Source organism: Rhodanobacter sp. LX-99 (genome assembly GCF_018599185.1).
GTDB lineage: Bacteria > Pseudomonadota > Gammaproteobacteria > Xanthomonadales > Rhodanobacteraceae > Rhodanobacter.
This window is the reverse complement of sequence record NZ_JAHFVL010000004.1, coordinates 80076-97384: the sequence shown is the minus strand read 5'-3', so window position 1 is coordinate 97384 and position 17309 is coordinate 80076. Positions and strand designations below refer to the sequence as shown.

Annotated in this window: 21 protein-coding genes; 9 read left to right on the top strand and 12 right to left on the bottom strand. The window is 68.6% G+C overall.

Features of this window, described 5'->3' with window-relative positions:
- Window positions 1-2 precede the first annotated feature (2 nt).
- Window positions 3-191, bottom strand: a complete 189-nt coding sequence (locus KK131_RS17090) for a CPXCG motif-containing cysteine-rich protein (RefSeq protein ID WP_214558038.1) — start codon at window positions 189-191, stop codon at window positions 3-5.
- 82 nt (window positions 192-273) lie between these two features.
- Here KK131_RS17090 and KK131_RS17085 point away from each other — a divergent pair, with 82 nt between their 5' ends.
- Genes KK131_RS17085 through KK131_RS17075 form a run of 3 tightly spaced genes read left to right on the top strand, consistent with a single transcriptional unit; the run spans window position 274 to window position 2790 of the window.
- Window positions 274-1593, top strand: coding sequence for a histidine kinase (locus KK131_RS17085; protein WP_214558036.1), 1320 nt, complete (start codon window positions 274-276; stop codon window positions 1591-1593).
- Window positions 1586-2353 (top strand): LytTR family DNA-binding domain-containing protein, encoded by a 768-nt coding sequence (locus KK131_RS17080; RefSeq protein ID WP_214558034.1) that lies wholly within the window; start codon window positions 1586-1588, stop codon window positions 2351-2353. Before KK131_RS17085 ends, KK131_RS17080 begins: the two co-directional genes overlap by 8 nt.
- Window positions 2354-2394: 41 nt before the next feature.
- Complete coding sequence (locus KK131_RS17075) at window positions 2395-2790, top strand: hypothetical protein (RefSeq protein WP_214558032.1); 396 nt, start codon at window positions 2395-2397, stop codon at window positions 2788-2790.
- Between the two features lie 32 nt (window positions 2791-2822).
- Here KK131_RS17075 and KK131_RS17070 read toward each other — a convergent pair whose 3' ends face one another.
- Together KK131_RS17070 and KK131_RS17065 are read right to left on the bottom strand one after the other, a co-directional pair.
- The gene (locus KK131_RS17070; protein ID WP_214558030.1) at window positions 2823-3281 is read right to left on the bottom strand and encodes a putative toxin-antitoxin system toxin component, PIN family; all 459 of its coding nucleotides are present in this window, start codon (window positions 3279-3281) and stop codon (window positions 2823-2825) included.
- A 131-nt stretch (window positions 3282-3412) separates the two neighbouring features.
- Window positions 3413-4390 carry a PD40 domain-containing protein gene (locus tag KK131_RS17065; protein ID WP_214558027.1) on the bottom strand — a complete coding sequence of 326 codons (978 nt, stop codon included), beginning with the start codon at window positions 4388-4390 and terminating at the stop codon, window positions 3413-3415.
- A gap of 302 nt (window positions 4391-4692) precedes the next feature.
- Here KK131_RS17065 and KK131_RS17060 point away from each other — a divergent pair, with 302 nt between their 5' ends.
- The gene (locus tag KK131_RS17060) at window positions 4693-6630 is read left to right on the top strand and encodes a winged helix-turn-helix domain-containing protein (RefSeq protein WP_214558025.1); all 1938 of its coding nucleotides are present in this window, start codon (window positions 4693-4695) and stop codon (window positions 6628-6630) included.
- A 185-nt stretch (window positions 6631-6815) separates the two neighbouring features.
- Complete coding sequence (locus KK131_RS17055) at window positions 6816-7070, top strand: hypothetical protein (protein ID WP_214558023.1); 255 nt, start codon at window positions 6816-6818, stop codon at window positions 7068-7070.
- Window positions 7071-7220: 150 nt separating this feature from the next.
- Here KK131_RS17055 and KK131_RS17050 read toward each other — a convergent pair whose 3' ends face one another.
- From KK131_RS17050 to KK131_RS17040, 3 genes are read right to left on the bottom strand one after another with little or no spacing between them, the layout of a single operon-like run.
- On the bottom strand, window positions 7221-7943 hold the full coding sequence (locus tag KK131_RS17050; RefSeq protein ID WP_214558021.1) for an HAD family hydrolase: 723 nt from the start codon (window positions 7941-7943) through the stop codon (window positions 7221-7223).
- Between the two features lie 28 nt (window positions 7944-7971).
- Window positions 7972-8490 carry a hypothetical protein gene (locus tag KK131_RS17045; RefSeq protein ID WP_214558145.1) on the bottom strand — a complete coding sequence of 173 codons (519 nt, stop codon included), beginning with the start codon at window positions 8488-8490 and terminating at the stop codon, window positions 7972-7974.
- A 2-nt stretch (window positions 8491-8492) separates the two neighbouring features.
- A complete protein-coding gene (locus tag KK131_RS17040; RefSeq protein WP_214558019.1) occupies window positions 8493-8867 on the bottom strand; it encodes a YciI family protein in 375 nt (124 codons plus the stop codon).
- A 67-nt stretch (window positions 8868-8934) separates the two neighbouring features.
- Here KK131_RS17040 and tsaA point away from each other — a divergent pair, with 67 nt between their 5' ends.
- Window positions 8935-9507, top strand: a complete 573-nt coding sequence (gene tsaA, locus KK131_RS17035) for a tRNA (N6-threonylcarbamoyladenosine(37)-N6)-methyltransferase TrmO (RefSeq protein ID WP_214558017.1) — start codon at window positions 8935-8937, stop codon at window positions 9505-9507.
- Here tsaA and KK131_RS17030 read toward each other — a convergent pair.
- Together KK131_RS17030 and KK131_RS17025 are read right to left on the bottom strand one after the other, a co-directional pair.
- Window positions 9502-9747 (bottom strand): hypothetical protein, encoded by a 246-nt coding sequence (locus tag KK131_RS17030; RefSeq protein ID WP_214558015.1) that lies wholly within the window; start codon window positions 9745-9747, stop codon window positions 9502-9504. The genes tsaA and KK131_RS17030 overlap by 6 nt on opposite strands.
- A 226-nt stretch (window positions 9748-9973) precedes the next feature.
- The gene (locus KK131_RS17025) at window positions 9974-11602 is read right to left on the bottom strand and encodes a L,D-transpeptidase family protein (protein ID WP_250887402.1); all 1629 of its coding nucleotides are present in this window, start codon (window positions 11600-11602) and stop codon (window positions 9974-9976) included.
- 228 nt (window positions 11603-11830) lie between these two features.
- Here KK131_RS17025 and KK131_RS17020 point away from each other — a divergent pair, with 228 nt between their 5' ends.
- Both KK131_RS17020 and KK131_RS17015 read left to right on the top strand, forming a co-directional pair.
- A complete protein-coding gene (locus KK131_RS17020) occupies window positions 11831-12499 on the top strand; it encodes a murein L,D-transpeptidase catalytic domain family protein (RefSeq protein ID WP_250887403.1) in 669 nt (222 codons plus the stop codon).
- Window positions 12500-12566: 67 nt separating this feature from the next.
- Entirely contained in the window at window positions 12567-13394 is an 828-nt protein-coding gene (locus KK131_RS17015) for an META and DUF4377 domain-containing protein (RefSeq protein ID WP_214558006.1), read from the top strand.
- A 6-nt stretch (window positions 13395-13400) separates the two neighbouring features.
- On the opposite strand, the gene KK131_RS17010 is transcribed toward KK131_RS17015, so the two are convergent.
- The 4 genes from KK131_RS17010 to KK131_RS16995 form a co-directional block, all read right to left on the bottom strand.
- The gene (locus KK131_RS17010; RefSeq protein WP_214558004.1) at window positions 13401-13892 is read right to left on the bottom strand and encodes a hypothetical protein; all 492 of its coding nucleotides are present in this window, start codon (window positions 13890-13892) and stop codon (window positions 13401-13403) included.
- A gap of 37 nt (window positions 13893-13929) precedes the next feature.
- Entirely contained in the window at window positions 13930-14310 is a 381-nt protein-coding gene (locus KK131_RS17005; RefSeq protein WP_214558002.1) for a hypothetical protein, read from the bottom strand.
- Window positions 14307-14642: a hypothetical protein gene (locus KK131_RS17000; RefSeq protein ID WP_214558000.1), complete on the bottom strand. Its 336-nt coding sequence runs from the start codon at window positions 14640-14642 to the stop codon at window positions 14307-14309. Before KK131_RS17000 ends, KK131_RS17005 begins: the two co-directional genes overlap by 4 nt.
- 116 nt (window positions 14643-14758) lie before the next feature.
- Window positions 14759-16393 carry a trehalase family glycosidase gene (locus KK131_RS16995; RefSeq protein WP_214557999.1) on the bottom strand — a complete coding sequence of 545 codons (1635 nt, stop codon included), beginning with the start codon at window positions 16391-16393 and terminating at the stop codon, window positions 14759-14761.
- Window positions 16394-16683: 290 nt separating this feature from the next.
- Here KK131_RS16995 and KK131_RS16990 point away from each other — a divergent pair, with 290 nt between their 5' ends.
- Window positions 16684-17256 (top strand): DUF4410 domain-containing protein, encoded by a 573-nt coding sequence (locus tag KK131_RS16990; RefSeq protein ID WP_214557998.1) that lies wholly within the window; start codon window positions 16684-16686, stop codon window positions 17254-17256.
- Window positions 17257-17309 lie beyond the last annotated feature (53 nt).

Sequence of the window (17309 nt, the reverse complement as noted above, 5' to 3'; positions counted from 1 at the left end):
CTTCAGGCGTCGTTCTCGCCGGATGCACGCACCTGCGGCTCGCCGTCCGCGTCGATCTCCACGCTGAGCGTGATCGGCCGGCAACACACCTGGCAGTCCTCGATGTACTGCTGGCTGGGGATCGAGGCGTCGATCAGTATCTCGATCGGCTCGCCGCAATACGGGCAGTCGATGATGCATGGCGTGAGCATGGACGTGTTCCACTGGGCGGGTGGGCGAACCAGTCTACGCCGCCGTCGGCCGCCTTCGTCGGCGTGACGCCGGTTTCGTCGCATGTCGGGGGATTTCCGCTACCGCGCCGACTATTCTCGGCAGCACTTCCCGAACAGCGTGACCCGCACCGTGATCAAGCGCCTCTTCTCCGTGGCCCGGCTCGTGCTCGCCTGGTACCTGCTGTTTCTTGCGTTGTACGCGGTGGCCGACTGGTTCTGGTCGCCGCTGGGTGACGCGGTCACCCTGGTGGGCCTGGTGACGATCGTGTTCGTCGTCATCCGCGCGTACTCGCACCTGGGGCGGGTGCAGTTGATCGATGGCAAGCTGAGCGCCGCCGCCGCGCTGGCCAACCGGCAGATCCGGCAGATCGAGGTGCCGTTCGAGGCGGACGAGGCGTTCGACCTGCTCGACGCCGCCATCCGCGAGCTGCCCGGCGTCGACGCGATCGACAGCGTGCGCAGCCACCTGCAGATCCGCGCCAGCACCCGCTATCTCGACCCCTACGGCATCAAGCTGCTGGGCCGCTACAACCCGCTGAGCTGGGTCGTGAGCCAGCACAACCGCATCCTCGCCAGCGTGGTCCGCGGCGACGGCACCAGCCGGCTCGTCCTGATCTGCGAGCCGGCATTCGCGCCCTGGAGCAACTGGCTGCAGGTGGACGACGGCATCAACCTGCAGAACGCCGAGGCGATCACCCGCACCATCGCCCTGCAGCTGTCCCAGCGCCGGCGCAGCGAGCAGACCGCCGCCACCCAGACCGTCACCGAGAAAGAGCTGGCCATCGCCAGGCTCAGCCTGCTGCAGGCGCAGGTCGAACCGCACTTCCTGTACAACACGCTGGCCAGCGCGCAATACCTCACCCGCACCGACCCGGCCAGCGCCGATGCCATGCTCGGCCATCTCATCGAGTACCTGCGCCATTCGCTGCCGCGCACCGACCGCGCCCTGTCCACGCTGGGCGAGGAACTGGAGCGCTCGCGCGCCTACCTGGAAATCCTGAAGATCCGCATGGGCTCGCGCCTGAACCTGCAGCTCGACGTGCCCGACGAATTGCTGCCCACGCCGTTGCCGCCGATGATGCTGCAGACATTGGTGGAGAACGCCATCAAGCACGGGCTGGAACCGCGCCCCGGCGACGGCACCATCTGGATCTTCGGCCGCCGCAACGACCGCCAGGTGGCGGTGACCGTGGCCGACGACGGCCTGGGTTTCAGCGGCGAAGCCGACGGCAGCGGCATCGGCCTGAAGAATGTGCGCGAACGCCTGCGCCTGGTCTACGGCACCGCCGCCACGCTCACCCTCGCCGCCAATTTTCCCAGCGGGGCCGCCGCCACGATCAGCGTTCCCGCCACCTTCGCCCAGGACGCGCCACATGTTTGAAGCCATCGTCGCCGAGGATGAAACCCTGCTGCGCAAGGCCCTGCTGGAACAGCTCGGCAAGGCTTGGCCGGAACTGCGCATCGTCGCCGAATGCGAGGACGGCGCCAGCGCGCTGGAGGCGATCGCCGAACACCGGCCCGACGTCGCCTTCCTCGACATCCGCATGCCCGGCCTGACCGGCCTGGACGTGGCCGCCGCCATCCCCGAGATCAGCCCCGCCACCCAGGTCGTGTTCGTCACCGCCTACGACCAGTACGCCATCGACGCCTTCGAACGCGGCGCGATCGACTACCTGCTCAAGCCGATCGTCGCCGACCGGCTGGCCGCCACCGTGCAGCGCCTGCAGGCGCGCGCGGCCGCCGGACCTGCCGACAGTGCCACACTCGCCGCGCTGGTCCGGCAGCTCGGCAGCAGCCTGTCGCCGCGCGCGCAGCCGCCGCTGAACTGGGTCACCGCCAGCGCCGGCCGCGAAACCCGGCTCATCCTGCTCGACGACGTGGCCTACTTCCGCGCCGACAACAAGTACACCACGGTGATGACCGGCGACGGCGAGGCGCTGCTGCGCACGCCGATCCGCGAACTGCTCGAGGTGCTCGACCCGGCCGTGTTCAAGCAGATCCACCGCTCCACCATCGTCAACATCAAGGCAATTGCCTCGATCGTGCGCGACGACACCGGCAAGGGCGTCGTGCGGCTGCGGCAACGGCCGGAAACGCTGACCGTCAGCCAGCCGTTCATGGCGCTGTTCCGCAACATGTAGCCGGGCCGCCACGCGGCCCCACCGACCAGGGCAGGTTACCTATGCACTACCTCATCGCCGCGCTTTATTTTCTTCTCGCGCTGATCGGCAGCGACGGCTGGGGCGACCGCACCGTCGTCACGCGCACATCCGCCGACGGCACCGAGGTGCTCTACAGCCAGACCCGCATCGTCGCCGGCATCGCCCACTTCGCCTGCATTGCCAGCGTCAGCGGCAGCTGCCACTACGAACTGTTTCCGCGCGACTGCACGATGGCGCCGCCGGCCGCGCCGTGCCCCGCCGACCTCGTCAGGCAGTTCGCGCTGGCGAGCGGAACGAGCCGGGACATCACCGGCCTGCCGACGGGCTTCCGCTTCTGCGTCAGCCACGACGCCCGGCCCGAGACGCCGGACTGCATGCCGGCGCGAAATCCGCAGGCATCGGCGCCATCACGCTGACCGGCACCGGCGCCTGCACGGACCACGCCGCATCAGCACCCGCCCGGCAACCAGTCCTGCGGCAACAGGATTGCAAACAGCCCGGCGCGGCGTGTCCGGCGATCGAGCTTGAGCAACTCCTTGTCCTTGCTGAGCAGCCAGCTGGCCCGTGCAGCCAGTGCCAGCTGCAGGAATTTCTGGTCGTCCGGATCGGCGCAACGCGGCAGGCACGCCTCGTCGGGCGCGCCGGTCGCCGCGGGCGGCAGCGACTGCAGCAGCGCGTCGTACGCGGCGCGCAACCCCGACCGCATGGGTTCCTCGATCGGCAGCTGCGGATAGTGCAGCACGCGCTGCCATTCCTCGCGGCAATCGTCGCGGGTCACCGCCTGCACCGTGCCGGCCTGCAGCGCCGCCAGCAGCCGCGCGCACGAGGGATCGCGGAACAGGAACAGGTCCAGGCACACATTGGTGTCCAGCACGATGCGCGGCGGCGGCGACGGGTCGGCAGTCATCGCGCCATGATGAGGCAAGCGGGCCACGCGATGCACTGCACGCTTTCCGACCGCAGCGCGGACGTGGCTGCGGCCGCGGCGGCGACCACCGCCGCCGCGACCGCATTCTTCCGACCTCCCTGGCGGAGGATTCAGCGCCCGCTGCCCCAGAACAATTTGACGCGCGTGCTGACATAGACGTCACCCGGGTCGGCCGGCACCTGGGCAAAGTGCTTGCGCCCGAAATACAGGCGGGTGCCGTCGGCAGACAGCGTGGCGCGGGTTTCCGCTCCGTCCATCGTGTTGACGGCGGTGTTCTCGATCCGACCGCGTATCGTCCACGGCGAGGCGGTATTCGGCCGCGTCGCATACCAGATGTCCTGGTTGCGCGGATCGGCGCTGGCGCGGTTGCTGCTGAACACGATTTCCAGACCGTCCCTGCGCACGTTGGGCATCAGGTCGGCGGCATCGGTACTCAGCTCGGCCACGCGCACGCCGGGCCCGAAGGTGCCGTCGGCGCGCAGGCGACTCATGTAGATGTCATGGCTCTTGCTGTCCGGATAGCCGTCGCTGGAGAAGTACAGGAAGGTACCTTCGGCGGTTTCCACGACCGACGGGCTGTATTCCGAACCCTTGGTGTTCGGGCCGCCGTCCGCATAGCCGCCCAGATCCACCGGCGTCGCCCAGCCGTGCGCGGGGTTTTCCCGAGTCAGGAAGATGTCGCCGGCCGGCGGGCTGCCGGGCGGCGGCGGCGGCATCGCCTTGCACCCGACGCAATCTTCGGAGTTCTGCCGCGAGCTGACGAACAGCAGCCACTTGCCGGGCAACGGCGTGGGGCAGTAGTCGGCGGCGGTGGCGGAATTCACCGGCGCACCGAGGTTGGTGACGTTGTCCCAGCTGCGCATCGCGACATTCCAGGTTGCGCGCCAGTTGTCCAGGCCGCCATTGCGGGTGGACATGAAATACAGGTTCTGCCCGTCCGGCGATTCGATCGGGCAGCCTTCGGCGGCCGCGGTGTTGATCCCGGGTGCGGGCACCGCGTTGCCCCACGCGCCGTAGTTCTCGGCATAGGTATTGGCGGACAGGATGACGGCAATGGCCAATGCGCATTGTTGGTATTTGCGGTTCATGCGTATCTCCCTACACATGTGGTGTGGATGACAGCGGAGAAGAACCCTTCTCAGCGGGCTTGCTGCGCAATGGCGACGATGCGTGGCTCGCCTTGCGGAAGCGGGTGCGGCGGTTCACGGCGACCTCCTCGACTGCGCGCCGGCGAATGCCGGTGCGCTCAGGTTCGGGGATACGGCGCCGCGGGTCTTGAGGCCGCCGCTGGGAAAGCACTGGACTTTGCTTGGATTCCTTGGGAAAACATTGGGGCCGCCCGCAGCGCCGGTTTTCGTCCACCCAAGTGCGCCGCCCGCCACAGGACGCCATGGACCCGTCAACGCCCGCCCCGCTCGCCTTCGACGCATCCGCGATCGACTTCGCGGGTCGGCGACTGCTGCGCGACGGAATCGAACAGCCGCTGGAGCCCAAGGCCTTCGCCGTGCTGGCGCTGCTCGCCGGTACGCCCGGCCGGGTCTTCACCCGCGACGAGATCCTCGATGCCGTCTGGGGCCATCGCAACATCACCCCGGGGGTGCTGAACCGGGTGATGACCCTGCTGCGGCATGCGCTCGGGGAGGACGCGCAAGCTGCGCGCTACCTGCACACCGTGCATGGCGTGGGTTACCGCTTCGACCTTCCCGGACCCGCGCCCGGCACGCCGCCGCAAGCCATGCAGGCATCCGGGCCGGAAGCGCCGACGGTGCCGGCGCCGCCACCCACGCGGCGGCGCGCCATTTCGCGCGCCATGCTGTGGCTGCTGCCGCTGCTGGCGGTGCTCGCCTTCGCCGGCTGGAAGTGGTGGCCGCGCACGCTGCCCGCGCCGAAGCCGGCAATGGAGCGCAGCATCGCCGTGCTGCCACTGGTCAATGCCAGCAACGATGCGCAGCAGCTGTACTTCTCCGACGGCCTGTCGGAAAACCTGATCGACGCGTTGTCCCGGTTCGAAGGACTGAAGGTGATCGGTCGCACCTCGGCCTTCCAGTTCCGCGGCAGCAAGGACGACAGCGCGACCATTGGCCGCAAGCTGGGCGTGTCCTACCTGCTCGCCGGCAGCGTGCAGCGCGCCGGCGATGTCGTGCGCATCAGCACCACGCTGACCCGGGCCGCCGATGGCAGCACGTTGTGGGCCGAGCACTACGATCGCCCGTACAAGGACCTGTTCGCGCTGCAGGACGAGATCACCTCGGCCGTCGCCAGCGCCCTGCACGCGAGACTGCTTCCGACGAACGCCATCGCGCCGGACGACCGGCCGCCCAGCGGCAACATCGAGGCCTACAACGCCTATCTGCAGGGCTTGAAGCACGGGCACGACCAGGATTTCCCCAAGGCCGCCGAGTACATGACCCAGGCCGTGCAACTCGACCCGGGCTATGCGGTGGCATGGGCGTACCTGTCGGGATCGTGGAGTACCGTCGCCGCGTTCTGGAACGAAGCTCCCGCGGTTGCCCGCGAACACGTGCGCTTGTCACGTCTCGCGGCGGACAAGGCGCTGCAACTGGCGCCCGGGCTGGGCCCGGCCCACGCAGCCCGCGCCTACCTGCAGTTCTACGGATTCGATCACCGGGGCGCCTTGGCCGAGTGCCGCCGTGCCGTGCAGCTGGCGCCGGACGATGGCACGGTCCTCAATGGCTGCGGCTACGTGCTGGGCGGCATTGGAAAACTGGGCGAGGCGATCCGGCTGCGGGAGCACCTCCTTTCGATCGAGCCGCTGTACACCGTCAACTATTACCAATACGCGAAGTTGCTGGTGGCGACCGGTCGGCTGGACAAGGCGACGAAGTACCTCCGCATCGCCGAAGGCCTGTCGCAGCCGGCATCACGCCCACGGAACCAGCTCATGTACATCGCCATCGTGCGCGGCGACGTGAAGACCGCGCAGGATGTCGCCCGAAACCAGCCTTCGCCGTGGCGGGAAATGAATTTGGCGATTGCGACGCAGATTTCCCCAGACCACGCGGCGGCGGATGCCGCGCTGGCGAACGTCCTCGCAAGAAAGGCCTGGGCGAACGACAACAGCCCTTACCCATACCTGATCGCGCAGGCCTATGCGCTGCGCGGCGACGCGGACAAGACCGTGGAATGGCTGGAGCGCGCTCCGGCCCACGACATCTTTTTCATGCTGACCGACCCGCTCATCCTGCGCTTCCGTGACGATCCGCGCCTGATCGCGTTCTGCAAAAAGACCGGCCTGCCGCCGCCGAGCGAAAGCGAAGCGTTGAGCATCGACCAGATCCGCGCCGCCAGCAGCGCCCGGAGCCGTTGAGACGAGTCCGCCCGTTCTCGCCTTCGACTGCAGGCCGTTTTGCGGATCTGCGCCTGACTCGCCGCCCCGCACTCCGGCAACGATCGCCCCAGCAGCGCTCTGCGCCGGTCGGCCCGCCCGGCCAGGTACGCGAGGCAAGCGCGGCGCGCTATACACTGCACGCTTTCAGAGCGGAACCGACGACCATGGCCGAGCGCGAGTTCGACAACTACCTTGCCCGCTCCGGCGCCACCCTGGAAGGCTCGCGCTACGCCGCCTGGCTCGCGGTCACGCCGCGCCGCCACGGCTTCCCGGTGTACTACGCGATCTGCGAGAACCGCAGCTTCCGCGACAAGGGCCTCGCCGAAGCCGCCGCCGCCAAGGCGCTGGCCGACATGACGGGGTTGGAGGCGGACGGCACGCCGATCTTCCCCGAGGGCTACACCGGCTTCGACGACTAGGGAAAGTCAGAACAAGCCGTCATCCCAGCGAAAGCTGGGATCCAGTGCCTCGGCAATTCCTTGAAGACACTGGATTCCAGCTTTCGCTGGAACGACGAGCAAAGGCTTGTCCAGACTTCCCCCCAGGTGCGACGGCGAAGGATGTCCGCCCTACGGCGTAGCGCCGGCCAGCTCGCGCAAGCGTTCCACCGCCGCCGGGATCGCGGCCGGCGCGTCCACCGTGAGCACGTGCGGCTCGTCGGCGCCGAGGCCGTTCTCCAGTTCGTGCGCCCAGGTCACGTGGTACGGCAGGTGCACGCCCCAGCCGCCCAGGCGCACCACCGGCTCGATGTCCGAGCGCAGCGAGTTGCCGACCATCGCGAACTGCGCCGGCTGCAGCGCGAACTCGCCGAGCACGCGCTGGTAGGTGGTGGCGTTCTTCTCCGACACGATCTCGATGCGGCGGAACAGGTCGGCCAGCCCGGACTCGGCCACCTTCTTCTCCTGGTGGAACAGGTCGCCCTTGGTGATCAGCACCACCTCGTACCGCTGCGCCACCGCCTCGACCGCTGCGCGAATGCCCGGCAGCAATTCCACTGGATGCTGCAGCACGGTCTTGCCCAGCTCGACCAGGCGATGGATGTCGGCGGCGCTGATGCGGCCGTCGCTGACCGCGATCGCCGTCTCCACCATCGACAGCGCCATGCCCTTGGCGCCGTAGCCGAACAGCTTGAGGTTGCGCTGCTCGGTGGCCAGCATGCTGTCGTGCACGTGCTGGTCGCCCAGGTCCACGTAGTGCCCCATGATCGCGGCGAACGCCTCGCTGGCCGCGCGGTAGTAGCCCTCGCTGTGCCACAGCGTGTCGTCGCCGTCGAAACCGATCAATTGCAGCATGCTTGTTCCGTTCTCCGTGTTTCGCCGCTCAGCCCACGTCGCTGCCCAGGCGCAGGTTGACGTGCAGCGCCGTCGCCAGTTCGCGCATCGGCTCGTTGTCGCGGGTCAGGGTGATCCAGCCGGCATGGGAATCGTCGTCGGTCTCCCATACCCACACCGTGTAACCAAACTCGGCGAGGCGGTCGTAGGCGACGCCGAGCAGGGTGCCCGCGTCGGTGTCGTCGAAAAAGTCGTCGTCGTCCGGGTCGCCGTTCCAGTCGATCGACAGGTTCCAGCGCGCGCTCAGTTCGTCCAGCGCCTGCACCAGCGAACGCAGGTCGCCCGCGCCGACCATGAAGCCGGAGTGCCAGTCGATCACCCGCGCGACCAGTTCGAGCGGCTCGTCGCCGTCGTCCTCCGCGGCCTCGCGGTAATCCGCGAACTGCTGCAGCGCGGTTTCCTCGTCGCCGGGATTGATCAGCAGCAGCAACTGCCAGACCTTCGCCTCGACCGAGTCGTCCTCCTCGTCGAAGTCCGGGCCGGCGTCGAAATCGTCGTCGTCGCGCATGCTCACGCGCCCACCCGCCGCCTGACCGCATCCATGTCGCGCACCGGGCGGATCTCGATCGCGCCGGTGCGCACCCACGGAAACTCCGCGGCGATCCGCACCGCCTCGTCCATGTCGGCGGCCTCGATCAGGTTGAAGCCGCCCAGGTATTCCTTGGTCTCGGCGAACGGCCCGTCGACGACGCTGCTGCGCTGGCCGCGCACGCGCAGGGTGCGCGCCGTGGCCGGGTGTTCCAGCTGCTGCGAGCCGAGCAGGCGGCCATCGGCCTGCAATTCGTCGGCGTGACCGAGGCAGCCGCGCATCAGGGTGTCGAACTCGCCTTCCGGCAGCGCGTCCAGCAAGGCGTCGTCGCAGTAGATCATCACGAGAAATTTCATGGCGTCCTCGGCGGGGGAAGGTTCACGGAACCATGGGGGAGGCGGGCGAACGTGGATAATGCCGCACATGACCACCGTGCACGATACCCCCGGCGCATTCTCCTGCCATCCGATCGCGTTCGTGCGTTCGCCGTACGCGCGGCGCATCGACGCGCCGCACCAGTCCACCGTGGTCGCCGGCACCGAGACGCAGGCGGCGGCCGAGGCGGTGATCGAGTTCGTGGCGGACTTTCCCGCGGCAGCCTGGCGCGATCTCGCCGGTTTCGAGCGGATCTGGCTGCTGTTCGCCTTTCACCGCAGCGAAGGCTGGAAGGCCGAGGTGCGCCCGCCGCGCGGCGGCGGCAAACGCAGCGTGCTGGCGACCCGCTCGCCGCACCGGCCGAACGCGATCGGCCTGTCCGCGGTGGAGCTGGTCGCGGTCGAAGACGGTTCGCTGCGCGTGCGCGGAGTGGACCTGCTCGACGGCACGCCGATCCTCGACATCAAGCCGTACGTGCCGTACGCGGACGCGTTCCCCGCCGCGCGCGCCGGCTGGATCGACGCGATCGACGCGGCGCAGGGCCGGCATTCCGCGCCGGGGCCGCGCAAGCCGCGCCCGGCGCGGCCACGCGGCACGGACGACGACGTCAACGCATCATGAGCAGCTGCCGCAGCACGTGCTGCCGCCGCTGACGTGGATCTGCCGCGGCTCGGATACGCGGACGGCCTCGTAACCCGCGTCGTGCAAAGCCGTGATGACCTGGCTGGAGGTCAACTGCGCCGCCACGTCGATCTGTCCCGCGACGGGATCGCCGGTGACCTGCGCGTTGGCGTCATGGGCACGCAGGATGGCGGCGATGGCGCCGGTGTCACCGGCAAGATCCTTCACTTGAAACAGCATCGGTACGGTCTCCAGGGCGGGACATCCGCCGACGGCGATGATGGCGGCCGGCCCGGCCGGGCGCCCTGACCGGGATCAGGGCAATCCCAGCCCGTGAGACCTACGCTCGGCAAACTGCCCGGGCCGGTGCGGATCACTCCGTCGCCGGCACCCGATGCATTGGCAGTGGATCGGTTCAAACCTTGGCCGCGCCCGGCCCTCCCGCCGGCGCGGCTTTTTTTTCGCTTCAGGGCGGCGTCGCGGCCGCCGGCAGCCATGGCGATACGCGCGGGCGCCCCAGCGCGGCGAGCAGCGGCGGGTCGCGCTGGTAGATGTCGGGGCGGAAACCGACCCGGCCGTCCTCGCGCAGGTCCACCGTCCAGTACGCCAGCAGCAGCGGCACCGGCTTGCGCAGCATCACGGTCTGCGTCTTCAGTGTGTCGATCGTGCGGTCGATGCCCGTGCGATTCCAGCGCGCGGGGTCGTCCAGCAGCAGCTCGGCCAGTTCGCGCGGGCGCTCCACCCGGATGCAGCCGGAGCTATTCGCGCGCTGCTCGTTCGCGAACAGTTCCTGGTGCGGCGTGTCGTGCAGGTAGACCGCGTAGTCGTTGGGGAAGCGGATCACCAGCCGGCCCAGCGAATTGCCCGGCCCAGCGTCCTGACGCAGCACGATGCCGCGCGGGTTGGCCCAGTTCACGCTGGCCGGCGACAGCTCGCGGCCCTGGCCGTCCAGCACGCGGATGCGGTTGGCGGCGAGGTAGCCCGGGTTCTTGCGTACCTTCGGCAGGATGTCGTTCTTCAGGATGGTCGGCGGCACCGTCCAGGTCGGGTTGAGCGTGAGGTAGGTGATCTTCGACTTGAACACCGGCGTGCTGCGGTACGGCTTGCCCACCTGCACGCGCGAACGCCACACCGGCTTGCCGTCCTTGTAGTAGGCGACCTGGTAGCCGGCGATGTCGACCACCACGAACTCGCCCTGCAGCTGGTGCATCAGCCAGCGCGCGCGCTCCAGGTTCGCGCGCAGCTGCTCGATGCGCGCCGCGACCGGCACGTTCAATGCGGCCAGGGTCGCCTTGCCCAGGTGGCCGCCCGCGGCCAGGTATTGTTCGCGCTGGAATAGTTTCAGCGCGGCCTCCAGCGCCGGGTCATACAGGTCGTCCGCACCGTCGCCCACCGCATGGCCGACCAGCTGCAACCGCTGGCGCAACACCGGCACGCGCGGATCGTGGCTGCCCGGTCTCAATGTGGGGCCGTCCGCGAGCAGCGGCCAGCCACCCTGCGCCGCCACCTCGCGCAATTTCGCCAGCGCCGTGCGCAGCTGGCCATACAGCGGGTTCTGCGGGCGCGCACGCGCGAACAGCGGGCCGATCGTGCCCTGTGCCAGCGCGTCGCGCACCGCCTTGAGGCCCTGCGCCTGGTCGATCTGGCGCGGGTCGAAGTTCCAGTGCGTGTCCAGCGTGGCCGGATCGACCTTGCCGCGATACAGGTGCATCAGCGCAGCCAGGCAGGCATCGGTGGCCAGCACGTCGAACTGCGCGCGCTGCGGCGGCGTGGCCTGCGGGTCGCTGAGCACGGCGCGCCGGCGCTGCAGTTCGCTCAGCCCATAGTCTCCCGGATCGAGGCCGTCGCCGGCCACATCGCGCAGCGCGGCCAGCAGCTGGTCGAGGTCGCCCGGGCGCGCCCATGCCGGCGCGAACCGGTTCTGTTCGTAGAACACCGCCACCGCGTCGCCGGGCACCCTGGCAGCATCGGCGTCGGCATGCGCGCCGCGCCACTGCTCGACCCGCTCGCGGATCTGTTCGGCCACCGGACCCAGCGGTTGCTCGGCCGCAGGCTGCTGGGCATGCACGACGGTTCCCAGCAGCAACCCCAGCAGGGCGATGACGTGGACGACACGGGAAGGTTTGAGTGGCACGGCACGATCCTGCGCAGGGTTCCGGCCTGTCATAACACAGCCGCATGTCGGCGCAAACGCGCGCGCAGCGCCGCCCCGCCGTGCTGGACGCGTTCTTAACAGGGGGCTGCTAGGATCGACGGCCGCATGCCTGATCCGACACGCCAAGCCATTCCGATGAGCCGATTCCTGCGCCACGCCGCCCTCCTGATGCTGCTTTTCGCCGGCTGCTTCGCTGCGGCGCATGCCGCGGAACCGTCGCTGCAGGACGCGCTCAGCAAGCTCGCGCCGCACGCGGACCCCAAGGTGATCGGCCTGGCGCTCGCCGCCACCGAGTGCGCCGCCGCCCAGGGCCAGCCGCCGTCCGATCGGCTGGCGGTGATCGACTATTCGAAGCCCTCGACCGAGCCGCGGTTGTGGGTGTTCGACCTGGCCAAGCGCAAGCTGCTGTACCACGAGCTGGTGGCGCACGGTCGCAACACCGGCGAGAACCTGGCCACGGCATTCTCGAACACGCCGGAGAGCCTGCAATCCAGCCTGGGCCTGTTCCGCACGCTGGACACCTACGCCGGCCGCAACGGCTACTCGCTGCGCATGGAAGGACTCGAACCGGGCATCAACGACCACGCGCTGGCACGCGCGCTGGTGATCCACGGCGCGTCCTACGTCAACTCCGCCCTCGCCCGCCAGCAGGGCCGCATCGGCCGCAGTTACGGTTGCCCCGCCGTGCGCAACGCGATCGCGCGCCCGCTGATCGACACGCTCAAGGGCGGCCAGTACGTGTTTTCCTATTATCCCGATGCGCGCTGGCTGCACGCCTCGCCGTACCTCAAGTGCAGCCGCAGACGCGCCATGACCGCGAGCCTCAACGCGCACTGAACCGCGCGTGCCACGGCCGGCCGCGCCTGCACTACCCTCACGGCATACGTCCTTCCGGAGGCATCGCATGAAAAACTTCCTGTGGCTGCTCCCGCTCGTGCTGGCCGCCTGCATGGCGGCACCGGAGTCGGACACGCAAGCGGCCGTGCCCACGCCGGCCGGCGATGACCTGCCGACATCGACCCACACCCTCACGCGCTACCACTGGCAGCTGCACGACGCCGTCGACGCCGGCAACCAGCGCCTCGACGCGCTGTTCGGCAAGACGGACAAGCCGCCGCTGCAGCTCGACTTCACCACCGACCAGCTCAGCGTGCACAACGCCTGCAACGCGATCGGCGGCAGTTACAAGATCGTCGACGGCCACCTGGTCATCGGCTCGTTGCGGCAAACCATGATGGCCTGCACCGACGCCACCCTGATGCAGCGCGAAACCACCATCAAGGCCGTGCTGCGGGAGCGGCCCTCGCTGATCGTGTCGACGCCCGGCGGCACGCCGCTGCTCACCCTGGCGGCCGCCAGCGGCCAGACCTTGACGTTCGCCGGCCAACCCACCGCCGAGACGCGCTACGGCGGGCCCGGCGAGACGGTGTTCCTGGAAGTGGCGCCGCAGACGGTGCCCTGCCGGCATCCGCTGATGCCGGACAAGACTTGCCTGCAGGTGCGCGAACGCCACTACGACGCGAACGGCCTGCGCGCGGGCGAGCCCGGCCCGTGGCAGCCGCTGCAGCAGGACATCGAGGGCTACGTGCACGAGCCCGGCGTACGCAACGTGCTGCGCGTGAAGCGCTATCCGCTGAAGCGGCCGCCGGCCGACGCGCCGTCCAGCGCGTACGTGCTGGATCTGGTGGTCGAGAGCGAGACCGTCAAAACGCCGGGCGCGAAGCAGCGCTGATCCGCGTCAGGGGCACTGCCCGCCGTTGAGCGCATTGTCGCTGTCGCAGCGCAGGTTCCTGCCGAGCGGCGCCAGCTGCCCCTGGACCGGACCGGTACAGCGCACCTCCGACTCCCTGCCGTCTGCGGTGGTGACATGCACGCCGGCGCTGCGCCGGTCGTTCTCGGTGTAGTCGAACACGGCGTAGTCGGCGTCCACGTGACTGAAGGTGACCTCGGTGCGCTCGACCTGGAAGCGCGAGTAGTGCGCGTAGCCGAGTTGCCGAGCGCCCGTCGCCGGGTCATCGGGAAACTGCAACTCCACCTGCGCGCCCTTGCCGTAGCGGTACTGCAGGTTCGACGGCAGCGTGCCGCACAGGCTGACCGTCGTATGGCGTGTGGTCCGACAGCTGAAATACGTGGTTTCCGGTGCATGGCACAGCGAGCCGCTGGCGGGCTGGACGGAATAGGCACATGAGGAAACGAGCGACAGTAGCAGGAAGCCAACGATGGATCTCATGGCTTCACTGCCCCGAATGCATGTGCCGCAAGCTGCTTCAGCGCGTCGCCCCCAGCAACCCCACGTGATAACCGGCCGCCCGCAGCTTGGCGGTCGCCTTCGCGTTCAGCACCAGCAGCACGATCAGGCTGACCAGCGGCACGAACATCAGCACGATCAGGATCACCCGGGTCACCATCGAATAGCCCAGGCCCGAGCACAGGCGAAAGGTGCCGACCAGGCCCATGAGCACCGCGCACAGCACCACCAGCAGGCCGATCGGGCCCAGGAACGTCCTTGCGGCCGCGCCGGCGAAATAGGCAAGGATCGAATAGATGATCAGTTTCTGCGCGCTGGCCACCTGCTCGATGCCGGCCTCGTTCGCCACCGGCGCCGCGATGTCGGCTTTCGGTGCCTCGTACGGATTGTAGGTATTCATTTCCCATCCCCTGTTGAGTTGCGTGAACCGGTTTCCTTCTCGCGGAGCGCCTCGATCCGCTTCCCCAGGCTGATCGCGTAGGCGAAATACATGGCAGCCGCTGCCAGCGGCACGGCGTGCCACCACCATGACGACGGGCCGCCACCGCTTCGGTAAAGATGGATGAGCATGCCGGCGCTCACGACGCAGGTGGCCGGCAGCCCGAAGAGCGACAGCGCGAGGATCCTCGAATGCACTCGGGCAAGCTTGCCGACACCGTCCATGCTGGATGCGGAAAACACCACCAGCATGAACAGGAACAGGCCCAGCATCAGCTGGGCGAGCGTGCCCACGACGACCCACCCCCATGTCATGCCTGCCCTTCCCCCGTACGGCGTCCCTCGCCGCGGGAAGTATGCCGCAACGGCGGCGTCCGCGGCGCGCGCAAGCGGGACGCCGCGGCGCCTGATTACTTCTCCTGCAGCAGGGACTGCATCTTCAGGTACACGCCGTTGCTCCAGCCGAAGCCGATCACGTTGTCCTTGTAGCCGGCGCTGATCTTCACGTCGGCATTGCCGCTGGCCATGTTGTATTTCTCGCGGATGGTGCCGTCGTCGGCGAGGCTGCGGTCGATGGTGCCGGTGAACTCGCGCGCGATGCGGCGGGCGTCGTCGTGGAAGCCGTAGGCATCCAGGCCGGCCGCCGCCAGCCAGTTGGTCGGCGCCCAGCCGAACGGCGCATCCCATTGCGCGCCGCTGGCGTGGTCGCTCATCTGCAGACCGCCCTTGCGCTCGAAGATGCCGAGCTTGCCGCGCAGTGTCTTGGCCTGCTGTTTCGACGCGGCACCGGCCCACAGCGGATAGTAGGTGGAGACGAAGTCGTAGCCCGATGGCTTGCCGGTGACGAAGTCGTAGTCCATGTACATGCCCCTGTCGGCGCGCCACAGGTATTTGTCGATCGCCGCGCGCCGCGCGTCGGCGGCGCCGGCCCAGCGTTTGGCGTCCGCATCGTTGCCGAGCTGCACGGCGAAATCGTGCAGGTCGCGCTCGTAGCGGTACAGCAGGCTGTTCAGATCGACCGGCGCGTACTGATGGGTGGAACCGCCGAACGGGCCCATGCGGAAGGTGGTGTCGAAACCCGATTCGCGCATCGCGCGATCGCCGAGGTAGTAGTCGGCGCTCAGGCGATAGCCTTTCGACCAGGCGCCGGCGCAGACCTTCGAGGCCTCGACGTCGCAGCTGGCGGTCTTGAGCCGCGCGACTTCCGCCGCGTCCGGATGTTCGGAGGCCTTGACCAGGTAGCCGGGATCCTCCGACGGGTGCGCGATCAGCCAGTCGATCACGCCGCGCAGGTAGCTGCTGTCGCGCATCTCCAGCACCGGTGCCGCGCCGCCATAGTCGTAGTAGCGCGCCAGGCCGGTATCGCCGGCCTGGTGTTCCTTGCGCGTCCAGGTGGAGTAGTCGCGCACGGCGAGCGGATACGCCTGCTCGAGCCACGCATGCGCCTCGGCCTTGCTCTTGAAACTGTCCGGGTCGTCCAGCACGGCACGGATCATCGAGCTCAGGAACGGCGGCTGCGAACGGGTCAGGTAATAGGTGCGGTTCGCGTTGAGCACCGCCCCGTAGTACTGCACCTCGAACAGCGCGTTCTCGACCATGTCGCGCGCCAGCGCCTCGCGATGGTCGGCGACCAGGCCGAGCACGATGAAATAGCTGTCCCAGCCGTACATCTCGTTGAAGAAGCCGCCCGGCACCACGTACGGATGCGGCAGATAGAGCAGGCCCTGCCGCGGCAGCGAGGTCGGCGCGATGTCGCCAAGCTGGCCGACCGCCCGGGGCAGCACGTGCACGTCGACGTTGCAGCGTTTCTTCACCGCGGCCAGGTCCGGCGGCGTCGGCAGGTTCGCCGGCAGGTACAGCACCGGCTGCGTGCCCACCTTGGGATCACGCAGGGCCGAGCAGTCGTCCATCGAACGCGTCAGCGTGGTCCACGCGTGGTCGATATAGGCCCGCGTCTTCAGCGGATCGGGCGCCTGCTTCGCCGACACCGCGGTGACGAAGACAAACGACAGGGCAATCAGGATATTTCGCAACAGTGATTTCATCGGCGTGGTCCTGCGCTTGGGGATGGAACACGAAAGGGGTGTCCACAGATTACCCGACACGACGGTTATGGCCCGGTGATAGCAGACCCCGGACGGCAACGACCACGGCCGAGCTACGCTGGACGCCACGCCACGCCGATCCTCTACGCGAGCCGCACGCCGGGACGCTGCGCATCCACCACGCGGCGCGATGCCCGCTATCCATCCGGTCGCTTCGTGGCCGAAATTCGCTGGGTTATGCTGCCGGCGTCGCGATGCAATGGAGCCGCGACATTCGACAGGGGAATCCAATGAAGTCTCGTCTGATGCTGCCGGCGCTGCTGGCCATGTCGTGCTGCGCCTGCGTCACCCATATCCGGCCAACCGCCACCGACAACCCGCCGCCGCAGGAAGCACTGTCGGCGTTCCAGCACTTCCAGCTGCAACCCGTGCTGGCCACGACCGCCGAGGTACGCGAACAGGATGCGGCGATGGCGAAGATCGCGGCCAACGTGCAGCAGAAGCTCGGCGACACCGTCACCCGCTGGGAGCACAAGGGCCAGGGAGGCCGCACACTGAAGATCGAACCGCGCGTCACCGAGTTGAAGTTCGTCGGCGGCGGCAAGCGTTTCTTCGCCGGCGCCATGGCCGGCAGCTCGGCCGTGGTCATGCACGTGCGCCTGACCGACGCGGACACCGGCAAGGTCATCGCCGACCCGGAGTTCTACCAGCGTGCCGCCGCCATGGGCGGCGCATGGAGCATCGGCGGCACCGACAACGGCATGCTGGTGCGCATCTCCACCGTGGCGCAGCAGTACATGCAGCGCAACTACGCCAGCGCGGTCGGCGGCCCGACCGGCCTGGACGGCAGCGAGGAGGAGTGACGCCGCGGACGGCCGCGCACGCGGCCGTCCTTCCGCGCTGCGCGGCCCGCCCG

Excerpts from the sequence above, each read along its gene's own strand:
- KK131_RS17055 (WP_214558023.1), top strand. The coding sequence starts at position 6,816 with ATGGCCGAGCGCGAGTTCGACAACTACCTTGCCCGCTCCGGCGCCACC.
- KK131_RS17040 (WP_214558019.1), bottom strand. The coding sequence starts at position 8,867 with ATGAAATTTCTCGTGATGATCTACTGCGACGACGCCTTGCTGGACGCG.
- KK131_RS17020 (WP_250887403.1), top strand. The coding sequence starts at position 11,831 with ATGCTGCTTTTCGCCGGCTGCTTCGCTGCGGCGCATGCCGCGGAACCG.
- KK131_RS17005 (WP_214558002.1), bottom strand. The coding sequence starts at position 14,310 with ATGAATACCTACAATCCGTACGAGGCACCGAAAGCCGACATCGCGGCG.
- KK131_RS17030 (WP_214558015.1), bottom strand. The coding sequence starts at position 9,747 with ATGCTGTTTCAAGTGAAGGATCTTGCCGGTGACACCGGCGCCATCGCC.
- KK131_RS17050 (WP_214558021.1), bottom strand. The coding sequence starts at position 7,943 with ATGCTGCAATTGATCGGTTTCGACGGCGACGACACGCTGTGGCACAGC.
- KK131_RS17085 (WP_214558036.1), top strand. The coding sequence starts at position 274 with ATGTCGGGGGATTTCCGCTACCGCGCCGACTATTCTCGGCAGCACTTC.
- KK131_RS17075 (WP_214558032.1), top strand. The coding sequence starts at position 2,395 with ATGCACTACCTCATCGCCGCGCTTTATTTTCTTCTCGCGCTGATCGGC.
- KK131_RS17010 (WP_214558004.1), bottom strand. The coding sequence starts at position 13,892 with ATGAGATCCATCGTTGGCTTCCTGCTACTGTCGCTCGTTTCCTCATGT.
- KK131_RS17065 (WP_214558027.1), bottom strand. The coding sequence starts at position 4,390 with ATGAACCGCAAATACCAACAATGCGCATTGGCCATTGCCGTCATCCTG.
- KK131_RS17045 (WP_214558145.1), bottom strand. The coding sequence starts at position 8,490 with ATGCGCGACGACGACGATTTCGACGCCGGCCCGGACTTCGACGAGGAG.
- tsaA (WP_214558017.1), top strand. The coding sequence starts at position 8,935 with ATGACCACCGTGCACGATACCCCCGGCGCATTCTCCTGCCATCCGATC.
- KK131_RS17080 (WP_214558034.1), top strand. The coding sequence starts at position 1,586 with ATGTTTGAAGCCATCGTCGCCGAGGATGAAACCCTGCTGCGCAAGGCC.
- KK131_RS16990 (WP_214557998.1), top strand. The coding sequence starts at position 16,684 with ATGAAGTCTCGTCTGATGCTGCCGGCGCTGCTGGCCATGTCGTGCTGC.
- KK131_RS17070 (WP_214558030.1), bottom strand. The coding sequence starts at position 3,281 with ATGACTGCCGACCCGTCGCCGCCGCCGCGCATCGTGCTGGACACCAAT.
- KK131_RS17015 (WP_214558006.1), top strand. The coding sequence starts at position 12,567 with ATGAAAAACTTCCTGTGGCTGCTCCCGCTCGTGCTGGCCGCCTGCATG.
- KK131_RS17060 (WP_214558025.1), top strand. The coding sequence starts at position 4,693 with ATGGACCCGTCAACGCCCGCCCCGCTCGCCTTCGACGCATCCGCGATC.
- KK131_RS16995 (WP_214557999.1), bottom strand. The coding sequence starts at position 16,393 with ATGAAATCACTGTTGCGAAATATCCTGATTGCCCTGTCGTTTGTCTTC.
- KK131_RS17090 (WP_214558038.1), bottom strand. The coding sequence starts at position 191 with ATGCTCACGCCATGCATCATCGACTGCCCGTATTGCGGCGAGCCGATC.